Origin of the sequence: Kluyvera ascorbata ATCC 33433, from assembly GCF_000735365.1 — a bacterium.
Taxonomy (GTDB): Bacteria; Pseudomonadota; Gammaproteobacteria; order Enterobacterales; family Enterobacteriaceae; genus Kluyvera; species Kluyvera ascorbata.
The window spans coordinates 62,279-79,790 of the sequence record NZ_JMPL01000003.1 but is presented as its reverse complement, the minus strand read 5'-3'; the positions used below and the strand labels follow the sequence as shown (position 1 = coordinate 79,790).

Sequence of the window (17,512 nt, the reverse complement as noted above, 5' to 3'; positions counted from 1 at the left end):
CACAAGGAGATAAAGAGCGCGCAGTTTACCATAAAAATGCGCCGGTGACGGGCACCGGCGCAGAGGTTGTTAGCGTGGCAGGGCGGTGCCCCATTCTCGCCATTCTTTCGGCTCTGACTCCAGCAGCAGGAAGTGTTTTCCTTCCTGCGCTTTTGGCGCCAGCGGAATGCCCGGTGGAGTGGCAAAGGCAATGCCGCCGCGGATGAACTGATTGAAGGTGCCGGTTTTGACCACGCCACCAATCAGCCCGAAATCGAGGCTGTAGCCAGAAGCCAGCCAGAACACCGAGTTGTTGCGTACCAGATGCTGATAACGCTGGCCGATGCGCATTTCGATCATCACGCGGTCGGAGAGGCTACCCAGACGCAGACCGGTGACGGTCCCGACTTCAAGTCCGCGGAATAATACCGGCGTGCCGATACTCAGCGAACCCGCTTCTGGCGCTTCGACGACGATGTTCAGGCCGTTGAGATAGCGTGAGTCGGAGATGGTCGCTTCCTGAAGCTCAAAATCACGACGCATTTCACCGTGGCCCGGCTCGACGTTAACGTACGGCTGCAGCAGGGTATCCAGATGCTCAACGCCTGCAGCCGAAATTTGCGGGGTGATCACCGAGAAGCGGGTGCCGCGGCGGGCGAACGTTGACACGTACTCAGGGTAGAGCACGGCGCTGGCCTGGACTTCGTTGCGTGAGGCGTTCAGCTCAAGGCTTTGCACCTGGCCGATGTCGATACCGAGGTAGCGAATCGGCATGCCGGAGGAGAGCTTATCGGCATCAAAGGCGTGTAGCGTTATCTGCCCGCCGATAGCACGAGCGGCGGTTTCTGATGCATAAAGCAGGCGTTTGTCACCCTTGCGGCTGCCTGCGCTGGCAGCGTTGAGATTATCGAAGCTGATAGCCCCTTTCAGCGCACGTGAAAGCGGTGAGGCTTGCACCGTTAGCCCGCTGCCATTCAGCTGCACTTTCGCACCACCTTCAGCCCAGAACACGCTATTTGGGGTCAACAGTGAGCGGTATTCCGGTTTAATGTGAACCGCAATATCGAACGCATTAGCGCGCGGCTGCACCGAGGTGACTTCGCCGACTTCAAACTTACGATACAGCACGATAGAGCCGGTCTGAATATCCGGCAGGGTATCGGCGGTCAGCATCAGGGTAGTGGTAGGGTAGTCGCTTAAATTGTTCTCCTGCGCTTTCTCGAGATTAGAGAACAGCGGGTAGCTCGCCTTCATTGGCCCTTTTTCGCCAGGCAGAATGCGAATGCCGCCGCTTAACCACTCATTGGCGCTGGCACCTAAGAATTCAACGCCGTCGATGCCCACTTTGACATCCATCTTGCTGTTGACCACAAATTTGCTGTCGCCGTGGAGCAGGTCGCGGTACTGCGGGTCGATGGCTACCGCAAAGCTAATACCTTTCGCACTCAGCGTGCGTTCCATCACCTGACCGATTCTGACCCCGTGCAGCATGATAGGCTGTCCGGCATCAATACCGTAACTTTCCGGTGCGGTCAGCGTCAGCGTCAGGACGCCAGGCTGTTGCAGTAACGTTTTGTCGGCGGCCAACACGGTAAAGCGGTCTTTTGGTTCGCCGTCACCGGGTACCAGTTCAAACGTACTGCCGGTCAGCAGGGTGCTCAGATTCGGATTATCCAGCGATAGCTTAGGCTGATTCAGTTCAATCCGGGTCTTTTCTCGCAGCAGCGAGACGACGCTCGGGTCAACGGTCATTTCACCGGTAACGGAGCTATCCGGATTCAGCGTCAGTTTGGTCAACTGACCCACTTCCAGCCCTTGGTAGAGCATGGGTGTGGAGCCCGCTTTCAAACCGTCGCCGCTCGGCAGCTGAAGCTGGATCAACACGCCACGTTGGCTGTGGGCGAGGTCTTCATAGAGGCCATACTCATCGTTTTGCGCAGCGGCCTGCGAGTCGGGCGGTGAATCAAAAGCGATAGCACCGTTGACCAGCGCCGCGAGGCTTTCGAGCTGTACTTTGGCACCGCTCAGCCCTACATCCGCTTTAATGCCCGACACGTTCCAGAAGCGGCTGCCTTTTTTCACCAGATTGGTGAAACGACGCTCGATCAGGACATCAATGGTTACGCCCTGATTGTTCGGATTAATGGCGTAATCGTAAACGCGTCCCACGGGGATTTTGCGGAAATAGACCAGCGAGCCGCTGTTGAGCGAGCCTAAATCCGGCGCGTGCAGGTGGATCATCAGTTCGCCGTTGTTCAGGCGATATTTCGGCTGCGTGTCCAGTGCGGTGAAGTGATCGCGCGCTTCGCCTTTACCGGGCATCATACCGATATAGTTACCGCCAACCAGCGCATCAAGCCCGGACACCCCGGCGAGGGACGCTTTCGGGGTCACCAGCCAGAACTGAGTTTCATCGCGCAGGGCGTCTTCCATATCGCTTTTAATGCTCGCGCGCACTTCAATCTTGCTGCGATCCTCGGCGAGCCGAATGTCCTGAACCGTACCGACCTCGACGCCCTGGAAGCGCACAGGGGGTGCGCCCCGGGACAATACCGTCTGCCGACATGAAATCGATAGTAATGGTGGTACCGCGATCCTCGTAGCTGTTCCAGATTAGCCAGCCAGCAATCATCAGTGCGATGACCGGCAGCAGCCAGAACGGAGATATGCGGCGTTTGGTTTTAATTCGCGCCTCAGTCTGTGAAGCGGGCGTTTCCTGACTCATGTGCGTCCCAAAGTATGCGGCTGTCCAGCCATTCAACTGCAAGAATAGTTAATATTACCGCAGCGCCGAAATAAAACGCAGCGGGGCCCATCGTGAAGGCGAGAAGCTGATCGCGATTGATGAGCGACATGGTTAACGAAATGACAAACAGATCGAGCATTGACCAACGGCCAATCCAGGTGACAAAACGCAGCAGCAGTATACGCGTGCGCAGCCCCTGTTCACATTTAAAGTGGATGCTAATGAGTAGCGTCAGCATCACGATAATTTTGGTAAACGGTACCAGAATACTGGCGATGAATACCACCGCCGCGACTGCGATGTTACTGTTAGCCAGCGACATGATCCCGGAGAGAATGGTGTCGGTTTGACGCCCACCGTTGACGTAGATAACGGAGATAGGCAGCAGGTTAGCCGGGATCAGAAAAACAATGGAGCTGACCAGCGCCGCCCAACTTTTTTGCAGGCTCTGTCGGCGCCGATAGCGCAGCGGCGTATGGCAACGGCGACAGCGACCACGGGTATCGGCGTGCCCGGTGTAACCGCACGCAATGCAAACCCGCAGGTTGGCATCGGGCCGTGTTGAAGGGCGCTGCGGATAAAAACGCTCCCACAGCTGTTCAACGTTAAGGTGAATCAGGGTCAGAATGCTGAGCACCACCAGAGAGATAAAGGCGAGCAGGCCAATTCCAGGCTGCAGGAAGGCATAGTCCTGGACTTTGATCGAGGCGACCGCGATGCCAACCAGGTAAATATCCAGCATCACCCACTCTTTGAGCTTATCGAGCATCAGCAGGACAGGGCGCAGATTCATGCCCAGAATATTACCGAGCCACAGATAGGCGATGGAGACGACCAGCACGGCAGGCGCGCCGACGGTGCAAAAGAAGACCATTGCTGCGGTAATCGGGTCACCCTGATCAGTCATCTGCCAGATACCCGACAGCAGATTGGCGTCAATACGCACCCCCAGCAGATGAAGGCGCAGCAGTGGCTCACTCCAGGCGAACGGCATCAGTAACAGCATAGTAATGGCCATTGCGCCAAGGCGAGTCAATGACCAGTCGCGCCCGTCGCGCACTTTGGCGTGACAGCGTGGACAATAGGCACTTTGCGATGATTTTACGACCGGTAACCGAAAAAGCATATCGCACTGCGGGCAACGTTGGTAATGTGCCCACGGCAACGGTGCATCAATCTTGTGAATATGTATTTTTTTCGACGGCGTTATGCGTGATGTTTTCAGTGCCATTTATTACATTGAGAAATGAATGTATAACTCTATCTTAACCTAAGTATCGATTCATCTTGAGCCCGAACGCACTTAATGCGTATTTTATAAGGCGATAAGCTGAGTAATGCATCAGTAACACCGTAAACAATAATGGTTATATAATGAGCAAAACAGAATTTTACGCGGATCTTAACCGCGATTTTCAGGCATTGATGGCAGGTGAAACGAGTTTTTTAGCTGTAATCTCCAATACCAGCGCACTGCTGTACGAGCGTCTTTCTGAGGTGAACTGGGCGGGATTTTATCTTCTGGAAGGCAAAACGCTGGTCCTTGGGCCATTCCAGGGCAAAATTGCCTGCGTGCGTATTCCGGTTGGCCGCGGTGTCTGTGGTACTGCCGTGGCGGAAAATCGCGTGCAGCGCATCGAAGATGTCCATGCCTTTGATGGTCACATTGCCTGTGACGCAGCCAGCAATGCCGAAATCGTCCTGCCTCTTGAGGTGAACGGTCAGGTTATTGGTGTGCTGGACATCGACAGCACGGTCTTCTCCCGCTTTAGCGAAGAAGATGAAAAGGGCTTGCGTGAACTGGTCGGCCACCTTCAAAAAGTGCTTGAAGCGACCGATTATCAAAAATTCTTTGCCCCCGTCGAAGGATAATCAACGGATAACGTAGCATTTACGGATTGCGTCATTATAATGTCGCCTGTTCATGCCTGCGGCTTGTTGGCTACGTCCGTTGTAATCAGGAAATTTCATGGAAAATCAACCTAAGTTGAACAGCAGTAAAGAAGTTATCGCATTTTTAGCCGAACGTTTCCCGCAGTGCTTTAGCGCGGAAGGTGAGGCTCGCCCCCTGAAAGTCGGTATTTTTCAGGATCTCGTAGCGCGTGTTGAAGGGGAAATGAACCTCAGCAAAACTCAACTGCGCTCCGCATTACGTCTTTATACTTCAAGCTGGCGCTACCTCTACGGTATCAAAGCGGGTGCAGTACGCGTCGATCTCGACGGCAACCCATGCGGCGAACTCGACGAGCAGCACGTGGCGCACGCGCGTCAGCAGCTTGAAGAAGCGAAAGCTCGCGTTCAGGCGCAGCGCGCTGAACAGCAGGCAAAAAAACGCGAAGCGGCTGCTGCTGCGGGCGAACAGGGTGACGCACCACGTCGTGAGCGTAAACCTCGTCCTCCAGTACGTCGTAAAGAAGGTGCCGAACGTAAACCACGCGCCGCCGCAGCTAAACCTGCTGCTAAGCCAGTTCGCGAAGTCCGCGAAGAGAAGTTTACCCCGGTATCCGATCTGTCCGCGCTGACGGTCGGCCAGTCCCTGAAAGTTAAAGCCGGCAATAACGCCATGGATGCGACCATCCTGGAAATCACCAAAGATGGCGTTCGCGTTCAGCTTACTTCTGGTATGTCAATGATTGTACGCGCAGAACACCTGGTGTTCTGAAACGGAGGCCTGGCCAGGCATGAACAAATTCTTTAGGCTCTCCGCGCTTGCTGGTCTGTTATTGATAACAGGCCAGGTCTTAGCGGTGGAAGATATTACCCGTGTTGATCAGCTTCCTATTCTTAAGGAAGAGACGCAACACGCGACGGTGAGCGAGCGCGTAACCTCGCGCTTTACCCGTTCTCACTACCGCCAGTTCGATCTCGACGAGGCTTTTTCAGCCAAAATCTTCACCCGCTATCTGAACCTGCTGGACTATAGCCACAATGTGCTGCTGGCCAGCGACGTTGAGCAGTTCTCAGCGAAGAAAGGGCAGATTGGCGATGAGCTGCGTTCTGGCAAACTTGATGTCTTTTACGATCTCTACAATCTGGCGCAAAAACGCCGTTTTGAGCGCTATCAGTACGCGCTGAAGGTGCTTGAGCGCCCGATGGATTTCACCGGCTCCGATACCTTTAATCTTGACCGCAGCAAAGCGCCGTGGCCGAAAGATGAAGCCGAACTGAATAAACTTTGGGACGGCAAGGTCAAATTTGACCAGTTGAGCCTGAAGCTTGCGGGCAAAGACGATAAAGAGATTCACGACACGCTGGCGCGTCGCTATAAGTTCGCGATCCGCCGCCTGGCGCAAACCAACAGCGAAGATGTGTTCTCGCTGGCGATGACCTCTTTTGCGCGCGAAATCGACCCGCATACCAACTACCTCTCTCCGCGTAACACCGAGCAGTTTAATACCGAAATGAGCCTGTCTCTGGAAGGTATCGGCGCGGTGCTGCAGATGGACGACGACTACACCGTGATTAACTCCATGGTGGCAGGCGGTCCGGCGGCGAAGAGCAAGGCGATAAGCGTAGGCGACCGTATCGTTGGCGTCGGCCAGACCGGTAAAGGCATGGTTGATGTGATCGGTTGGCGTCTTGACGATGTGGTGGCGCTGATTAAAGGACCGAAGGGCAGCAAAGTGCGTCTGGAAGTCCTGCCTGCTGGCAAAGGTTCGAAAACCCGTATCGTGACCCTGACCCGCGAGCGTATTCGTCTTGAAGACCGCGCGGTGAAAATGTCGGTTAAAGGTACAGGTAAAGATAAAGTTGGCGTACTGGATATTCCAGGATTCTACGTTGGCCTCACTGAAGACGTGAAGGTTCAACTGCAGAAGCTGGAAAAACAGAACGTCAGCAGCGTGATTATCGATCTCCGTAGCAACGGTGGCGGTGCGCTGACCGAGGCGGTTTCGCTCTCTGGTCTGTTCATTCCTTCCGGCCCGGTGGTGCAGGTACGTGATAACAACGGCAAAGTTCGCGAAGACAGCGATACTGACGGCGTGGTGTATTACAAAGGCCCGCTGGTAGTGCTGGTTGACCGCTTCAGTGCTTCGGCGTCGGAAATCTTTGCCGCGGCGATGCAGGACTATGGTCGTGCGCTGATTGTCGGTGAACCGACCTTCGGTAAAGGCACCGTCCAGCAATACCGTTCGCTGAACCGTATCTACGATCAGATGCTGCGTCCTGAATGGCCTGCGCTGGGTTCCGTCCAGTACACCATCCAGAAGTTCTACCGTATCAACGGCGGCAGTACCCAGCGTAAAGGAGTAACGCCGGATATCATGATGCCTACCGGCACGGAAGAGACCGAAACCGGTGAGAAGTTTGAAGACAACGCACTGCCGTGGGACAGCATTAATGCTGCCACCTATGTGAAGTCTGGCGACATGAAACCGTTTGAACCAGAACTGTTGAAGCTGCATAGCGATCGCATTGCGAAAGATCCAGAGTTCCAGTACATCGCCAAAGATATTGCCCACTTCAACGCATTGAAGGATAAGCGCAGTATCGTGTCTCTGAACTACGCCCAGCGTGAGAAAGAGAACGAAGAGGATGATGCAACCCGTCTGGCGCGGATTAACGATCGCTACAAGCGAGAAGGTAAGCCAGCGCTGAAGAAACTGGAAGATCTGCCAAAAGACTACAAAGAGCCGGATCCATACCTTGATGAGACGGTGGATATTGCCATCGATCTGGCAAGGCTTGAGAAGGCTGCCCCGGCAGAACAGCCGGCGGCGAGCAAGTAAGACACTGACAGGCACAAGCAATTGTGCCTGTTTTTTTATCTCTCTCTTCTTCTCGTAAACAACTATGCTACAAAATGTAAAGTTGTGTCTTTCTCGTGACTTAGCCTAACGTAATCGTTGAAAATTCCCGGATTACCCCTACGATATGGGTAATCGCATAGTGCGTTTTGTTAAAAAGAGGTTAAAAGTAAATTATGATGCGAATCGCGCTCTTCCTGATGACCAACCTGGCAGTGATGGTTGTGTTTGGGCTGGTGCTAAGCCTGACAGGAATTCAGTCGAGCAGCATGACCGGCCTGCTGATTATGGCGCTGTTATTTGGTTTCGGCGGTTCCATTGTGTCATTGATGATGTCGAAATGGATGGCGCTGAAATCCGTCGGTGGGGAAGTGATTGAACAGCCGCGTACCGAACAGGAACGCTGGTTGGTGGATACCGTTGCGCGTCAGGCGCAGCAGGTGGGCATTGCTATGCCACAGGTCGCGTTGTATCACGCGCCGGACATGAACGCCTTTGCTACCGGCGCTCGTCGTGATGCGTCGCTGGTGGCTGTGAGCACCGGTCTGCTGCAGAACATGAGCCGTGACGAAGCCGAGGCGGTCATTGCCCATGAAATCAGCCACATTGCTAACGGCGATATGGTGACCATGACCCTGATTCAGGGCATCGTGAACACCTTCGTTATCTTTATCTCTCGCGTTATCGCGCAGATTGCGGCCGGTTTCCTCGGCGGCAACCGTGATGATGGTGAAGAGAGCAGCAACGGCAACCCGCTGATTTACTTCGCGGTGGCCACGGTGCTGGAATTGGTGTTCGGTATTCTGGCGAGCATTATCACCATGTGGTTCTCACGCTACCGTGAATTCCACGCCGATGCGGGCTCCGCAAAGCTGGTGGGTCGCGAGAAAATGATTGCTGCGCTGCAGCGTCTGAAAACCAGCTATGAGCCGCAGGAAGCCAGCAGCATGATGGCATTCTGCATCAACGGTAAATCCAAATCGCTGAGCGAAATGTTCATGACTCACCCACCGCTGGATAAGCGTATTGAAGCGTTGCGCAGCGGCGAGTACATGAAATAATCCCTCGGGGTTCTGAGAATGCCAGTCGGTAACACGACTGGCATTATTGTTTTTACTCCTCAACTTCCTCCTGCCGATTAATCTTTAAATCAATAATGCGGCCAATTCCATCGTGATAGACCGTGAGCAGATTATTGCGGCTCATCTCCGAAATGATTTGGGGTTCGACTTCAAAGCTTCTTGCCAGTTCGTCCCGCGGCAACGCCAACCGCCAGGTATGACGGCGAGCGTGGGATCGCCGTCGGTTATACTGGTACCAGATAATCAGCAGCCAGCCGTTAAGCGCGGCAATCAGCAAATAGGCCAGCACGGCATTAAACGATCCGGTAATCGCGTCCCAACGGCCATATTTCTGCTCGGTAAACTGCATCAGCAGATTGGCGTACAGAAAAAACAGAAAACCGCACCAGGCGAGCGCTGTGAGCACGGCATCAAAAAGCCGGGGAAACGGTCGATGCTCGGTTAAAATTAACGTACTTTCATTCATCAAATGCTCCTTTTTCCACGATCCGGACTTACCCAGCGAGCTCTTGCACGCTGGCGTTTCAGCATGACTTTGGGAAAGGCAACCACGGTGGTAAATAGCCCAATCATCCAGTAAACCATCGGAAACCAAATGACCCAGAACAGCGCCCCGGCGACCTGTCTTTCATAGCGCCGCTCAATGTACAAACTGACGACGAATTGCAGCAGACACATGACCCCTAGCAGCATGCCGGTAAAGCCCGGAGGGAAAAGGCTCTCCACCGTCAGGTTTGCCGGAAGCGGTGCGAGGTAGCTGAGGATAAAAAGCAGCACCGTTGTCGCGTAGGCAAAGGCCCAGAATGTTGACAGGGCGTACTCGGCAAACAGCGGCCACATGCGGTGATGCTCCCAGCGGGTCAGAATGCGTAGATTCACCAGAAACACTTCTGCGCCGCCCTGTGCCCAGCGAAGCCGCTGTCGCCACAGGCCTTTTAAGGTTTCCGGCATTAAAATCCAGCACAACGCGCGCGGTTCGAAGAAGATGTCCCAGTGATGGAGCTGGAGCTTCCAACTGATATCGATATCTTCGGTTATCATGTCCGGGCTCCAGTAGCCTACCTCGGCCAGCGCCTGTCGGCGAAAGGCGGCAATGACGCCTGAGACGGTAAATACGCGGCCATAAATCCGCTGCGTACGTTTGATTAGCCCGATAATGGATGAAAACTCGCCCACCTGAATGCGCCCGATAAGCGTAGAACGCGTGCGGATGCGCGGGTTGCCGGTGACTGCGCCGACGTGGGGATACTGAATCAACGGTGCGACCAGATAGGCAGCGGTATCGCGGTCAAGCAGGGCATCGCCGTCAATACAGACCAGCAGGTCGCCTCTGGCCGCTGCGGCACCCGCTTTCAAGGCCACTGCTTTTCCCTGATTTTCCGCCAGGTGAATAACCCTCAGTCCCGGTTGTTCTTGCGCTATCTGCGCTAATACGGCGGCGGTGTTATCGGAAGAGCCGTCGTTAATGGCGATAACCTCAATATTGGGATACCGCTGCGCCATGGCAGCCGCAATGGTCTCGCGAGCGTTCTGGGCTTCGTTAAAACAGGGGATCAGAATCGACACCAGCGGGTTACCCGGTAGTGATGGCGCAGGCATGTCGTGACTCCACGGCCAGTGCCGTTCCAGTTGAAACCAGAAATAGAGCCCGCCGGTTATCCACAAAACCGACATAAACAGCGGCCAGAAAAAGACGAAATCCAGAATCAGTTCACCGGTAAATACGGCGGCGACGCCAAACGGTAGCCCGAAAACCAGACATAAAATGCAAAAAGCGAGCAGACGATCGGTCATTTGTTTGGGTACCAATACGATGAGAATTCAGGCCTGATTTGTGAAATATCAGGTTGGTTATGGATAAAATCGTCGGGGTAATAGCCGTAATTTTTAACACCCTGTAGCTGAAGCAGGCGCATCCACGCCACCATCTGCTTATCAGCAATGGCGCTATGTTGGTGCCAGTCTCTGGCTTGTAGCTCAAAAATAGTTTTGTTAAGCCCGCCAGGCCGCTGTGCGACGGCGTTCACCACGCGCGTCAGCCACTCATCGCTGTTTTTCGCGGGTACGGATTCCATTAATGGCATCGCCATCGGAACGGTCCAGTCATAAGCCCGGAGAAAATCATCCAGATTTTGCGCAAACCAGGCTTCGCTTTCGGGTTCAATAAGCGGCAGCGCGAAGATATTGCGTGCTGTTTTTATCTGTGGGCCGCGAATGGCTTTAGCGGCCAGGCTCAGGCGTTGGGTGAAATCGATAAGCTTCTGGCTTTTAAAACGAGTCCAGGCGTGTAGCGCAGACGGCGTTTGCTGGAAGTGATGCATATCGAACGCACGTCCTGTGCGTTGCCACGCTTGCAGGGCATCTGGGCTGATATCCTCATAATCCGTCAGCACGGCATCATCATGGAACAGAATGCCGTTGAAGGGGGCGTAGCGGGCGAGATCCTGATAAATATCGATGACCTGCTGCTGCGTTTGCGGGTTCCACGGCGAGAGCCGCACGTAGGGTTCAGTGGACATCTGCGCGCGTTGGGTTTTCGGGTCCCAGCGCTGCACGCGGGGAAGCGAAGCCGCGAGATTAAACGAGAGTACGGGCATCCAGGCGAACACCTGGACCTTCGCGCGGGTTTGCAATTGCCAGGAGACAAAGTTAAACAGGTCGGCGCGCATGGGGAGATGGCGGTTGGGGAAATAGAGCGCATTAATTTTGCCATCGCCAGCCGGGTCCGAAAACGCCTGTAGAAAGACGTGGGTGATTTTCATGTCGTAGACACGCTGCACCAGTTTATCGATGTTGCGGGTTTGCTGTTCGCTATCGCGGTCGTAGACATAGTCGAGGTCGACGTGCATCACGCGGACGGGTTCCTGTTCCTGAACCTGCGTGACCGTACTGGCAAACGTCTTGATAGAAGGGTTTCCTGAGATAAGCAGGCGAGGAATATTATCAAGATGGCGCACGTCGCCGAGTCCATCGGCAAGCGTGAAGGCCAACTGATAACCCTGACGTTTTGCAATGGCAAGCGACGTGCCGTTTGCCTCGCCGTAAGGCCATACCCAGGCGCGCGGTGCTTTGCCGGTCACTTGTTCGATTTTGCTGGTAACGTGGCGAACGTCTTCGCTAATACGCTGGTCGAACTGGGCGTCGGTTTCATAGCGCCCGGTGGTTTTATCGTAGAATCGATTGGCGATGGCGGGTTCGAGACTGCCTTGAGGGTTCGCTTGAATACCGTAATGGGAAGCCCAGGTATGGGCACCAATTTCGACCCGTGAAGAGTGGCTCAATTCACGGACCATGTCCCAGGTAGCAAAGCGTTCACGCGGGGTCATCAGCCCGCCGAAGTTAACCGCCTGTCGCGCTGGAGTATCAACCCAGCTTCCGACCGGCGCCCACAGAGCAGGCACGTCCCAGGCCTGAAGCAGCGGCCAGACGCGAGTATAAAAACTGCTGTAGCCATCATCAAAGCTCAACAGAAACGCTTTTGGCGGCAGCGTTTTACGTCCCTGGTGCGCGTCCAGAATGTCCTGAACGCTGATGGCTCGATAACCGTTATGGAGCAGCCAGCCAATCTGATCGTTGAGGGCACTGGTTCGTACCGTCAGATAGCGTTGATCGGCTGCATCATCTTCGACATCGTGATAAGCCAGCACCAGGAAACGATTGGTGGGCCACGGTTTTTCCGCCTCCAGTGGCGTTCTATTTTGTGGCGGAGTAAAGGTCAGCGGTTTGGCACAAACTCCCGCACTCAGGCACAACCAACCGGCGAGAACCAGGCGGCAACCCAGACTTCTGTTCAACATAATCATCCTTAAAAACGTATCGTTGCATCAATGGCGATGGCGAGGTTACTTTCGCGTTTGCCGTCATAAGGGCGCTTGTCCCAGCTCAGCACCACGCCGGTATCAACGACGTTGTTCCACTGAATTCGTTGACCGTAACCGGCGAGGGTAATCGCGCCGGGAGCCTGTGCTTTTTGCCAGTAACCGCCAACCCCGGCGAGTAGCTGTTGGCTCCAGAGCGTGTCGTAGTGGCGATACATGAGATGCTCAAGGGCAAACGTCGCGGCAGCGGAGAAATCCCGGGCCGGGTTGTAATAATCGGTATCGACCCGGCTGTTGGTACTGGCCGAGAGTTCCGGCATGAGAGAAAGCGTCAGCGCCGGTGTCTGCCACAGGCGTTCTGAGCCCGTGAGGGTGTATTCCTGTCGGCGGTTGCCGTCAGTGAAGTCGCTTAGCGCCGCGCTGAGGCGGTACTCGCGTCGTTCGTTCTGATACCAGCGGAGCCAGGCCTCGCCTCGATTAGCGCTAATGCCGCTACGCAATGCGCGCAGCGGGGTGGTGCGGGAAATCCGTTCGAGGTTGCTGCCTATCTGCCAGCTATCGCCGAGACTATAGCGGGTGGAAAGCCGGGCCCCCGTTTTGCTGGTACCGTGAAAATGAATAGAGGACACTTCTGCTTCGGCCCAGAAATCACGCGGTCGCCACTCAATACCGCCAAACTGCTGGCGGCTGATGCCTTTGCCTTCATCAAATTGCCCTTGTGCAAAACGGCTGCCCGCAAAAGGACGCCAGCTACCGTCAATCGGTGGGCCGTAAAGGGTGGCATCCCAGGAGAGGTCATGCGAACCACTAATGGGGTTATCGGAATGAAGACCTTTACCCACGTTCAATTTCAGCTCTGAGAAATGGTGAAGGCTGCGCATTCTTGCCAGGTCGCGAGAGTCGGTGTCCTTTGGCGTTCTGGCAACGACATCGTTGGTGAGCAGTTCCATTTGCTGCCATTCGTGAAGGTCCATGGCCACGTACGCCTGCTGACGCTCCAGTTCAATGTTGGTGGGCTCCAGCGCTTCTGCCATCTTTAGCGTCCGTTCTGCGGCGCGGGGCAACCCGCGGGCCTGTAGCAAGGTGGCGTAATCAATTTTCAGCCCTTGATTGCCCGGTGCTGTCGATGTCAGATGTTGCGCGAGTGCCTCCGCTTCAGACAACGAGTGGGTTTGCAGCAGATACTGAAAATAGAGGGATTGACCGGTAAGCCATCTATCATTTGGCTGCGGCGAGGGATCTCCGTAGTCATAGCGGGCCCAGGGAGTCTGTTTCACGATGCTATCGACGTACTCACGTGCGGCCTCATAATGGCCGGTATTCAGCAGGGCGAAGAAGAGATCCTGCTGTTCGTCATCTGGATCGGGCTTATAGTTCGGGTGCTGTGCCAGTAGCGTAAATGCAGCGTCGGCATTTTTTTGTTCGAGATAAGCGGAAATGACCCAGCCGATAGCCCAATCTGGCAGGGACTGGCCTTGCGCAATGAGCGATTGATATGCGCTGATGACGCCGGGGTAATCGGCGTTAGCGTACAGGGCGCCAAGTCTATCGATTTGCGCACGATATCTGTCCGCCTGCGCATCGGGTTGGGCCTCCCAGCGTGTTAGCAGAGTGCGATAGCGGCTCAGGGTACGTTGAGGCAGTACAAAGCGTTCCTGCTCCGTTCGTGTTGGCAGCGCAGCCACGCGCACCATGCTGGCCGCATCATTCAACGCCAGACGACGTTGTTGTTCTGGTGATGGCGTAATTTCCCGCGAAAAGGAAAGGGCGGGACTATCGATCCGGTTTTGCGTCAGCGCGTCGACCCATTCCTGCCGTATTTCAGGGGTATCCTCACCGCGGTTAAGTATTCGCGTATCAACCAAAAGCCGGTCGGCATTTTTCCCCTGACGCTGATACACATACGCGAGTGTTTGCAGATGCGCGAGACTCGGCTGTGACGCGAGCAGGCGCTGTGCCTCCTGTAGGGCGAGATCATCCTTCCCCGCGTCGGCTAATGTTTTCACGTAGCTAATGCGATAGTCATCGTTGTCCGGTGACAGGGTAATGGCTTGCTCCCAGAGGGGAAGAGCATTATCCCACTGATGAAGGTTGCACCAGGACTGTGCCGTTGCTGCGATCGCGCGTGCTGGCATTGGCATATAAACCTGATAACGCTCCCAGAGATGAATAACGTCCCGATCTCGTCCTGCCCAGGAGGCCACCTGCAGCCAATCCGCAACCTGCTGTGAGGTTAACGGATGGTGCTGCTCATAGCGCTGAACATAAAGGAGATACGGCGCATAATTTCTGTCGCGTGCCTGCTGAATTTGTTGGTCATATATCGATTCAGTGCCCAGTACTCGCCCAGGTAAAAGTAATAACAAGCTAATTGAAATCGACAATGTTGCACGATGATAAAGGTATGATTTATTGAAATGAACTGTACTTTCCATATCTATTAGCCATTGGTGTATCAAAAGTCACTGCAAAACCTATCCGCCTTTCAGCGCTGGGTGAAAGGTAAGGTCATGAACGCATTTATCCTGATTGCACATTGCGATGGTCGGTTTATTTTATGGAAATAAATGGCTTCCTTATTAATGGCTGGGAATGCCAAGCAATATACACCTGATATGGTTGTTGTTAAATATGTTCGAGGAAGGCTAATGTTTTAGGATTTATCTGTGGTGATTCGGAATTTTTGTAATCACGAGATCGGGTTTGTATTTTTATCATATTGATATTAATGCGTTTTATTGTTTTTTGATTTTTTTGAAACCATTCTGGTAACTGCGTTTTAGTATTCTTTTTCAGGCTTTTATGGGCACATTTGGGACAGTTTTTGACAGAAATTCCTAATGTCCAGAATGCTCTCTTTTACTCTGTTGCAATTTAATTATAATTAACCGTACTAGACGTAATGATACTTCTTTTTAGAGAAGGGATGAACTCATAAAATACACCTTTATTAAAGGTGGTGAAGCCCTATCATCATAATAAAAATATTGTGAGACGGCATTCTATCCACTTCTTCCATGGACGCTCTTGTTTGAAAATATAAAGGGATGATTGTGGCAACATCAATACTGTTAGTGACGCAGGATTGTTATCTCGTCAAAGGTATAAAAATATTTTTCCCTGACATCATCCAACTCAGTTCGATTAACCACCAGGTTTTTGAAAGTCAGGCTGACGAGTATTCTGTACTGATCGATAGCCGCTCACCGCTGCGTTGTTATGACTACCTGATTATAAATGCCGTAAAGGCCAGGAAGCCTGTCTATTGCGTGATGCTGGATATGCGTCAACGGGAGTCACAGCTGTTTAGCCTGAAGATGTTTTTAAACACATCGCGATCATCAGGAGATATGGCAGGCCTACTCACGCTGTTTCTTAATATGAAGAGCAAACGTCTGACGCCAGTATGGCTCGAGAATCTCGGACTTAGCGTGCATGAGCAAAGCATGCTTCGCATGCTGAACGCAGGGATGTCGATGGAGGAAATAGCGGGCGTATTGAAGGTATCGGTTAAAGGGCTTTACCGGGAAAGAACGGCGCTCTATGAACGCCTTGGTGCCACGAATTTTAACGAGGCCTGTCTGTTTATCTTCCGCAACCGTCTTCTGGACGATTTGAGTGATGGCCCATTGGCAATGCGCCATACCCCTTGAGGTATGACGCTCGACAGGATTTTAGCTTTGCGCGCGCGGCTGCGTGACGCGCAGTCCGCTGAACAACGTGGCGACGACTGCTAGCGTACCGGCCAACAGCAGTGATACGTGAGTACCGCCGTTGCCAAAAGAGTTAAACATCAGGGCGACGAGCGCTGCACCGGTACTTTGTCCCAGCAATCGCGCGGTACCGAGCATGCCGCTGGCGCCACCGCTGCGGTTACGCGGTGCGGAAGCAATGATGGTGTGGTTGTTCGGTGACTGGAAGAGGCCAAAGCCGGCACCGCACAGCAGCATACGCCAGATAATATCGATATCGCTCGGTGACGACGGCAGCAACGCCAACCCAAACAGGCCGCAGGCCATAATTGCCATACCCAGCGCCCCCAGCAGACCCGCATGAACGCGCTCGATAAGATAGCCCGCTAGCGGAGCCATCACCATGGTCGCCAGCGGCCACGGCGTCAGCAGCAATCCAGTCTCTACCTCGGTACGGCCGACAACCGACTGCAGGAAGAACGGCAGCGACACCATTGCCAGCATTTGCGCACAGAAAGAGCAGATAGAAGTGCAAATGGACAGTGAGAACAGCGGAATACGCAGCAGGTCGACCGGTAGCAGCGGCACCGGCAGACGCAGCTGGCGACGGACGAAGAAGAAGCCAATCACCAGCAGCGCAACGATTTCCAGCAGCACCACTTGAGTGGACTGCCCTTGAGCAAAGCCACTCAGCGCCGTGATAAGCAGACCAAAAGTAAGCGCATTCATCACTGCGCTCGGCAGGTCGAAGCGTTGCGTCTGACTACGTGTACCGTTTGAAGGCAGGAAGCGGACGGCCAGTAACCAGGCAATAATCCCGAGCGGCACGTTAATAAAGAAAAGCCACTGCCAGTTGGCGAGTGAAAGAATCGCCGCTGCAATAGTGGGGCCTGCTGCCGAAGAGACCGCGACCACGAAAGAGTTTATCCCCATCCCACGACCTAACTGACGCTGTGGGTAAATCAGGCGAATGAGCGCCGTGTTGACGCTCATGAGCGCGGCGCCGCCGAAGCCTTGCAGAATACGCGCTAATGTAAGCATTTCCAGGGAATTGGAGAACGCGCAAAACAGTGAAGCCAGCGTGAAGACCACCAGACCCGCTTTATAAATGCGGTGGTAGCCAATCATGTCGCCGAGGAAAGAGAGGGAGAGCAGGGAGATAACAATCGCTATCTGGTAGGCGTTAACTATCCAGATGGACGCTGCCGGTGAGGCGTGCAAATCTGTTGCTATGGTGGGTAGCGCAACGTTAGCAATAGCCCCGTCTAGCACTGCCATCGTAATGCCGATAACAATGGTAAGAATAGCCCGTAACGTTGAGGGGTCGGAAGGCCATCAATCAGGTTTCGAGTCATGTTAGAAACTTGTTTTCATGTAAATTATTATCCAGAGAATGATTCTAGCATCGATTATTCGTTTGAATGTCGTAGATTTGTAACCAGGTCAC

At 53.9% G+C, this 17,512-nt stretch carries 10 protein-coding genes and 2 pseudogenes; 5 read left to right on the top strand and 7 right to left on the bottom strand.

Translation table 11 applies throughout. The features are described from left to right. Window positions 1-69: 69 nt before the first annotated feature. Both GKAS_RS01635 and yebS read right to left on the bottom strand, forming a co-directional pair. Window positions 70-2,704, bottom strand: a pseudogene (locus GKAS_RS01635) (PqiB family protein). Beyond that, window positions 2,673-3,956 carry a membrane integrity lipid transport subunit YebS gene (gene yebS / locus GKAS_RS01630; RefSeq protein ID WP_035891665.1) on the bottom strand — a complete coding sequence of 428 codons (1,284 nt, stop codon included), beginning with the start codon at window positions 3,954-3,956 and terminating at the stop codon, window positions 2,673-2,675. The pseudogene GKAS_RS01635 and the gene yebS overlap by 32 nt, the downstream one beginning before the upstream one ends. A 143-nt stretch (window positions 3,957-4,099) precedes the next feature. On the opposite strand from yebS, the gene GKAS_RS01625 reads away from it, so the two are divergent. From GKAS_RS01625 to htpX, 4 genes are all read left to right on the top strand, one after another. Continuing rightward, entirely contained in the window at window positions 4,100-4,597 is a 498-nt protein-coding gene (locus GKAS_RS01625; RefSeq protein WP_035891663.1) for a GAF domain-containing protein, read from the top strand. A 97-nt stretch (window positions 4,598-4,694) separates the two neighbouring features. Further along, complete coding sequence (gene proQ / locus GKAS_RS01620; protein WP_035891662.1) at window positions 4,695-5,387, top strand: RNA chaperone ProQ; 693 nt, start codon at window positions 4,695-4,697, stop codon at window positions 5,385-5,387. A gap of 19 nt (window positions 5,388-5,406) precedes the next feature. Continuing rightward, complete coding sequence (prc, locus tag GKAS_RS01615; RefSeq protein ID WP_035891659.1) at window positions 5,407-7,455, top strand: carboxy terminal-processing peptidase; 2,049 nt, start codon at window positions 5,407-5,409, stop codon at window positions 7,453-7,455. Window positions 7,456-7,649: 194 nt separating this feature from the next. Next, entirely contained in the window at window positions 7,650-8,534 is an 885-nt protein-coding gene (htpX, locus tag GKAS_RS01610) for a protease HtpX (protein WP_035891656.1), read from the top strand. Between the two features lie 52 nt (window positions 8,535-8,586). Here the strand turns inward: htpX and pgaD are convergent, their stop codons facing one another. Genes pgaD through pgaA form a run of 4 tightly spaced genes read right to left on the bottom strand, consistent with a single transcriptional unit; the run spans window position 8,587 to window position 14,808 of the window. Further along, complete coding sequence (pgaD, locus tag GKAS_RS01605; protein ID WP_035891655.1) at window positions 8,587-9,021, bottom strand: poly-beta-1,6-N-acetyl-D-glucosamine biosynthesis protein PgaD; 435 nt, start codon at window positions 9,019-9,021, stop codon at window positions 8,587-8,589. Further along, a complete protein-coding gene (pgaC, locus tag GKAS_RS01600) occupies window positions 9,021-10,349 on the bottom strand; it encodes a poly-beta-1,6-N-acetyl-D-glucosamine synthase (RefSeq protein ID WP_035891654.1) in 1,329 nt (442 codons plus the stop codon). The genes pgaD and pgaC overlap by 1 nt, the downstream gene beginning before the upstream one ends. Beyond that, window positions 10,346-12,352, bottom strand: a complete 2,007-nt coding sequence (gene pgaB, locus GKAS_RS01595; RefSeq protein WP_035891652.1) for a poly-beta-1,6-N-acetyl-D-glucosamine N-deacetylase PgaB — start codon at window positions 12,350-12,352, stop codon at window positions 10,346-10,348. The genes pgaC and pgaB overlap by 4 nt, the downstream gene beginning before the upstream one ends. Before the next feature lie 8 nt (window positions 12,353-12,360). Then, on the bottom strand, window positions 12,361-14,808 hold the full coding sequence (gene pgaA, locus GKAS_RS01590; RefSeq protein ID WP_035891651.1) for a poly-beta-1,6 N-acetyl-D-glucosamine export porin PgaA: 2,448 nt from the start codon (window positions 14,806-14,808) through the stop codon (window positions 12,361-12,363). A gap of 618 nt (window positions 14,809-15,426) precedes the next feature. Between pgaA and GKAS_RS01585 the strand changes: the two genes are divergently transcribed. Continuing rightward, the gene (locus tag GKAS_RS01585; protein ID WP_035891746.1) at window positions 15,427-16,026 is read left to right on the top strand and encodes a helix-turn-helix transcriptional regulator; all 600 of its coding nucleotides are present in this window, start codon (window positions 15,427-15,429) and stop codon (window positions 16,024-16,026) included. A gap of 21 nt (window positions 16,027-16,047) precedes the next feature. Here the strand turns inward: GKAS_RS01585 and GKAS_RS01580 are convergent. Beyond that, window positions 16,048-17,420, bottom strand: a pseudogene (locus tag GKAS_RS01580) (MFS transporter). Window positions 17,421-17,512: the final 92 nt, after the last annotated feature.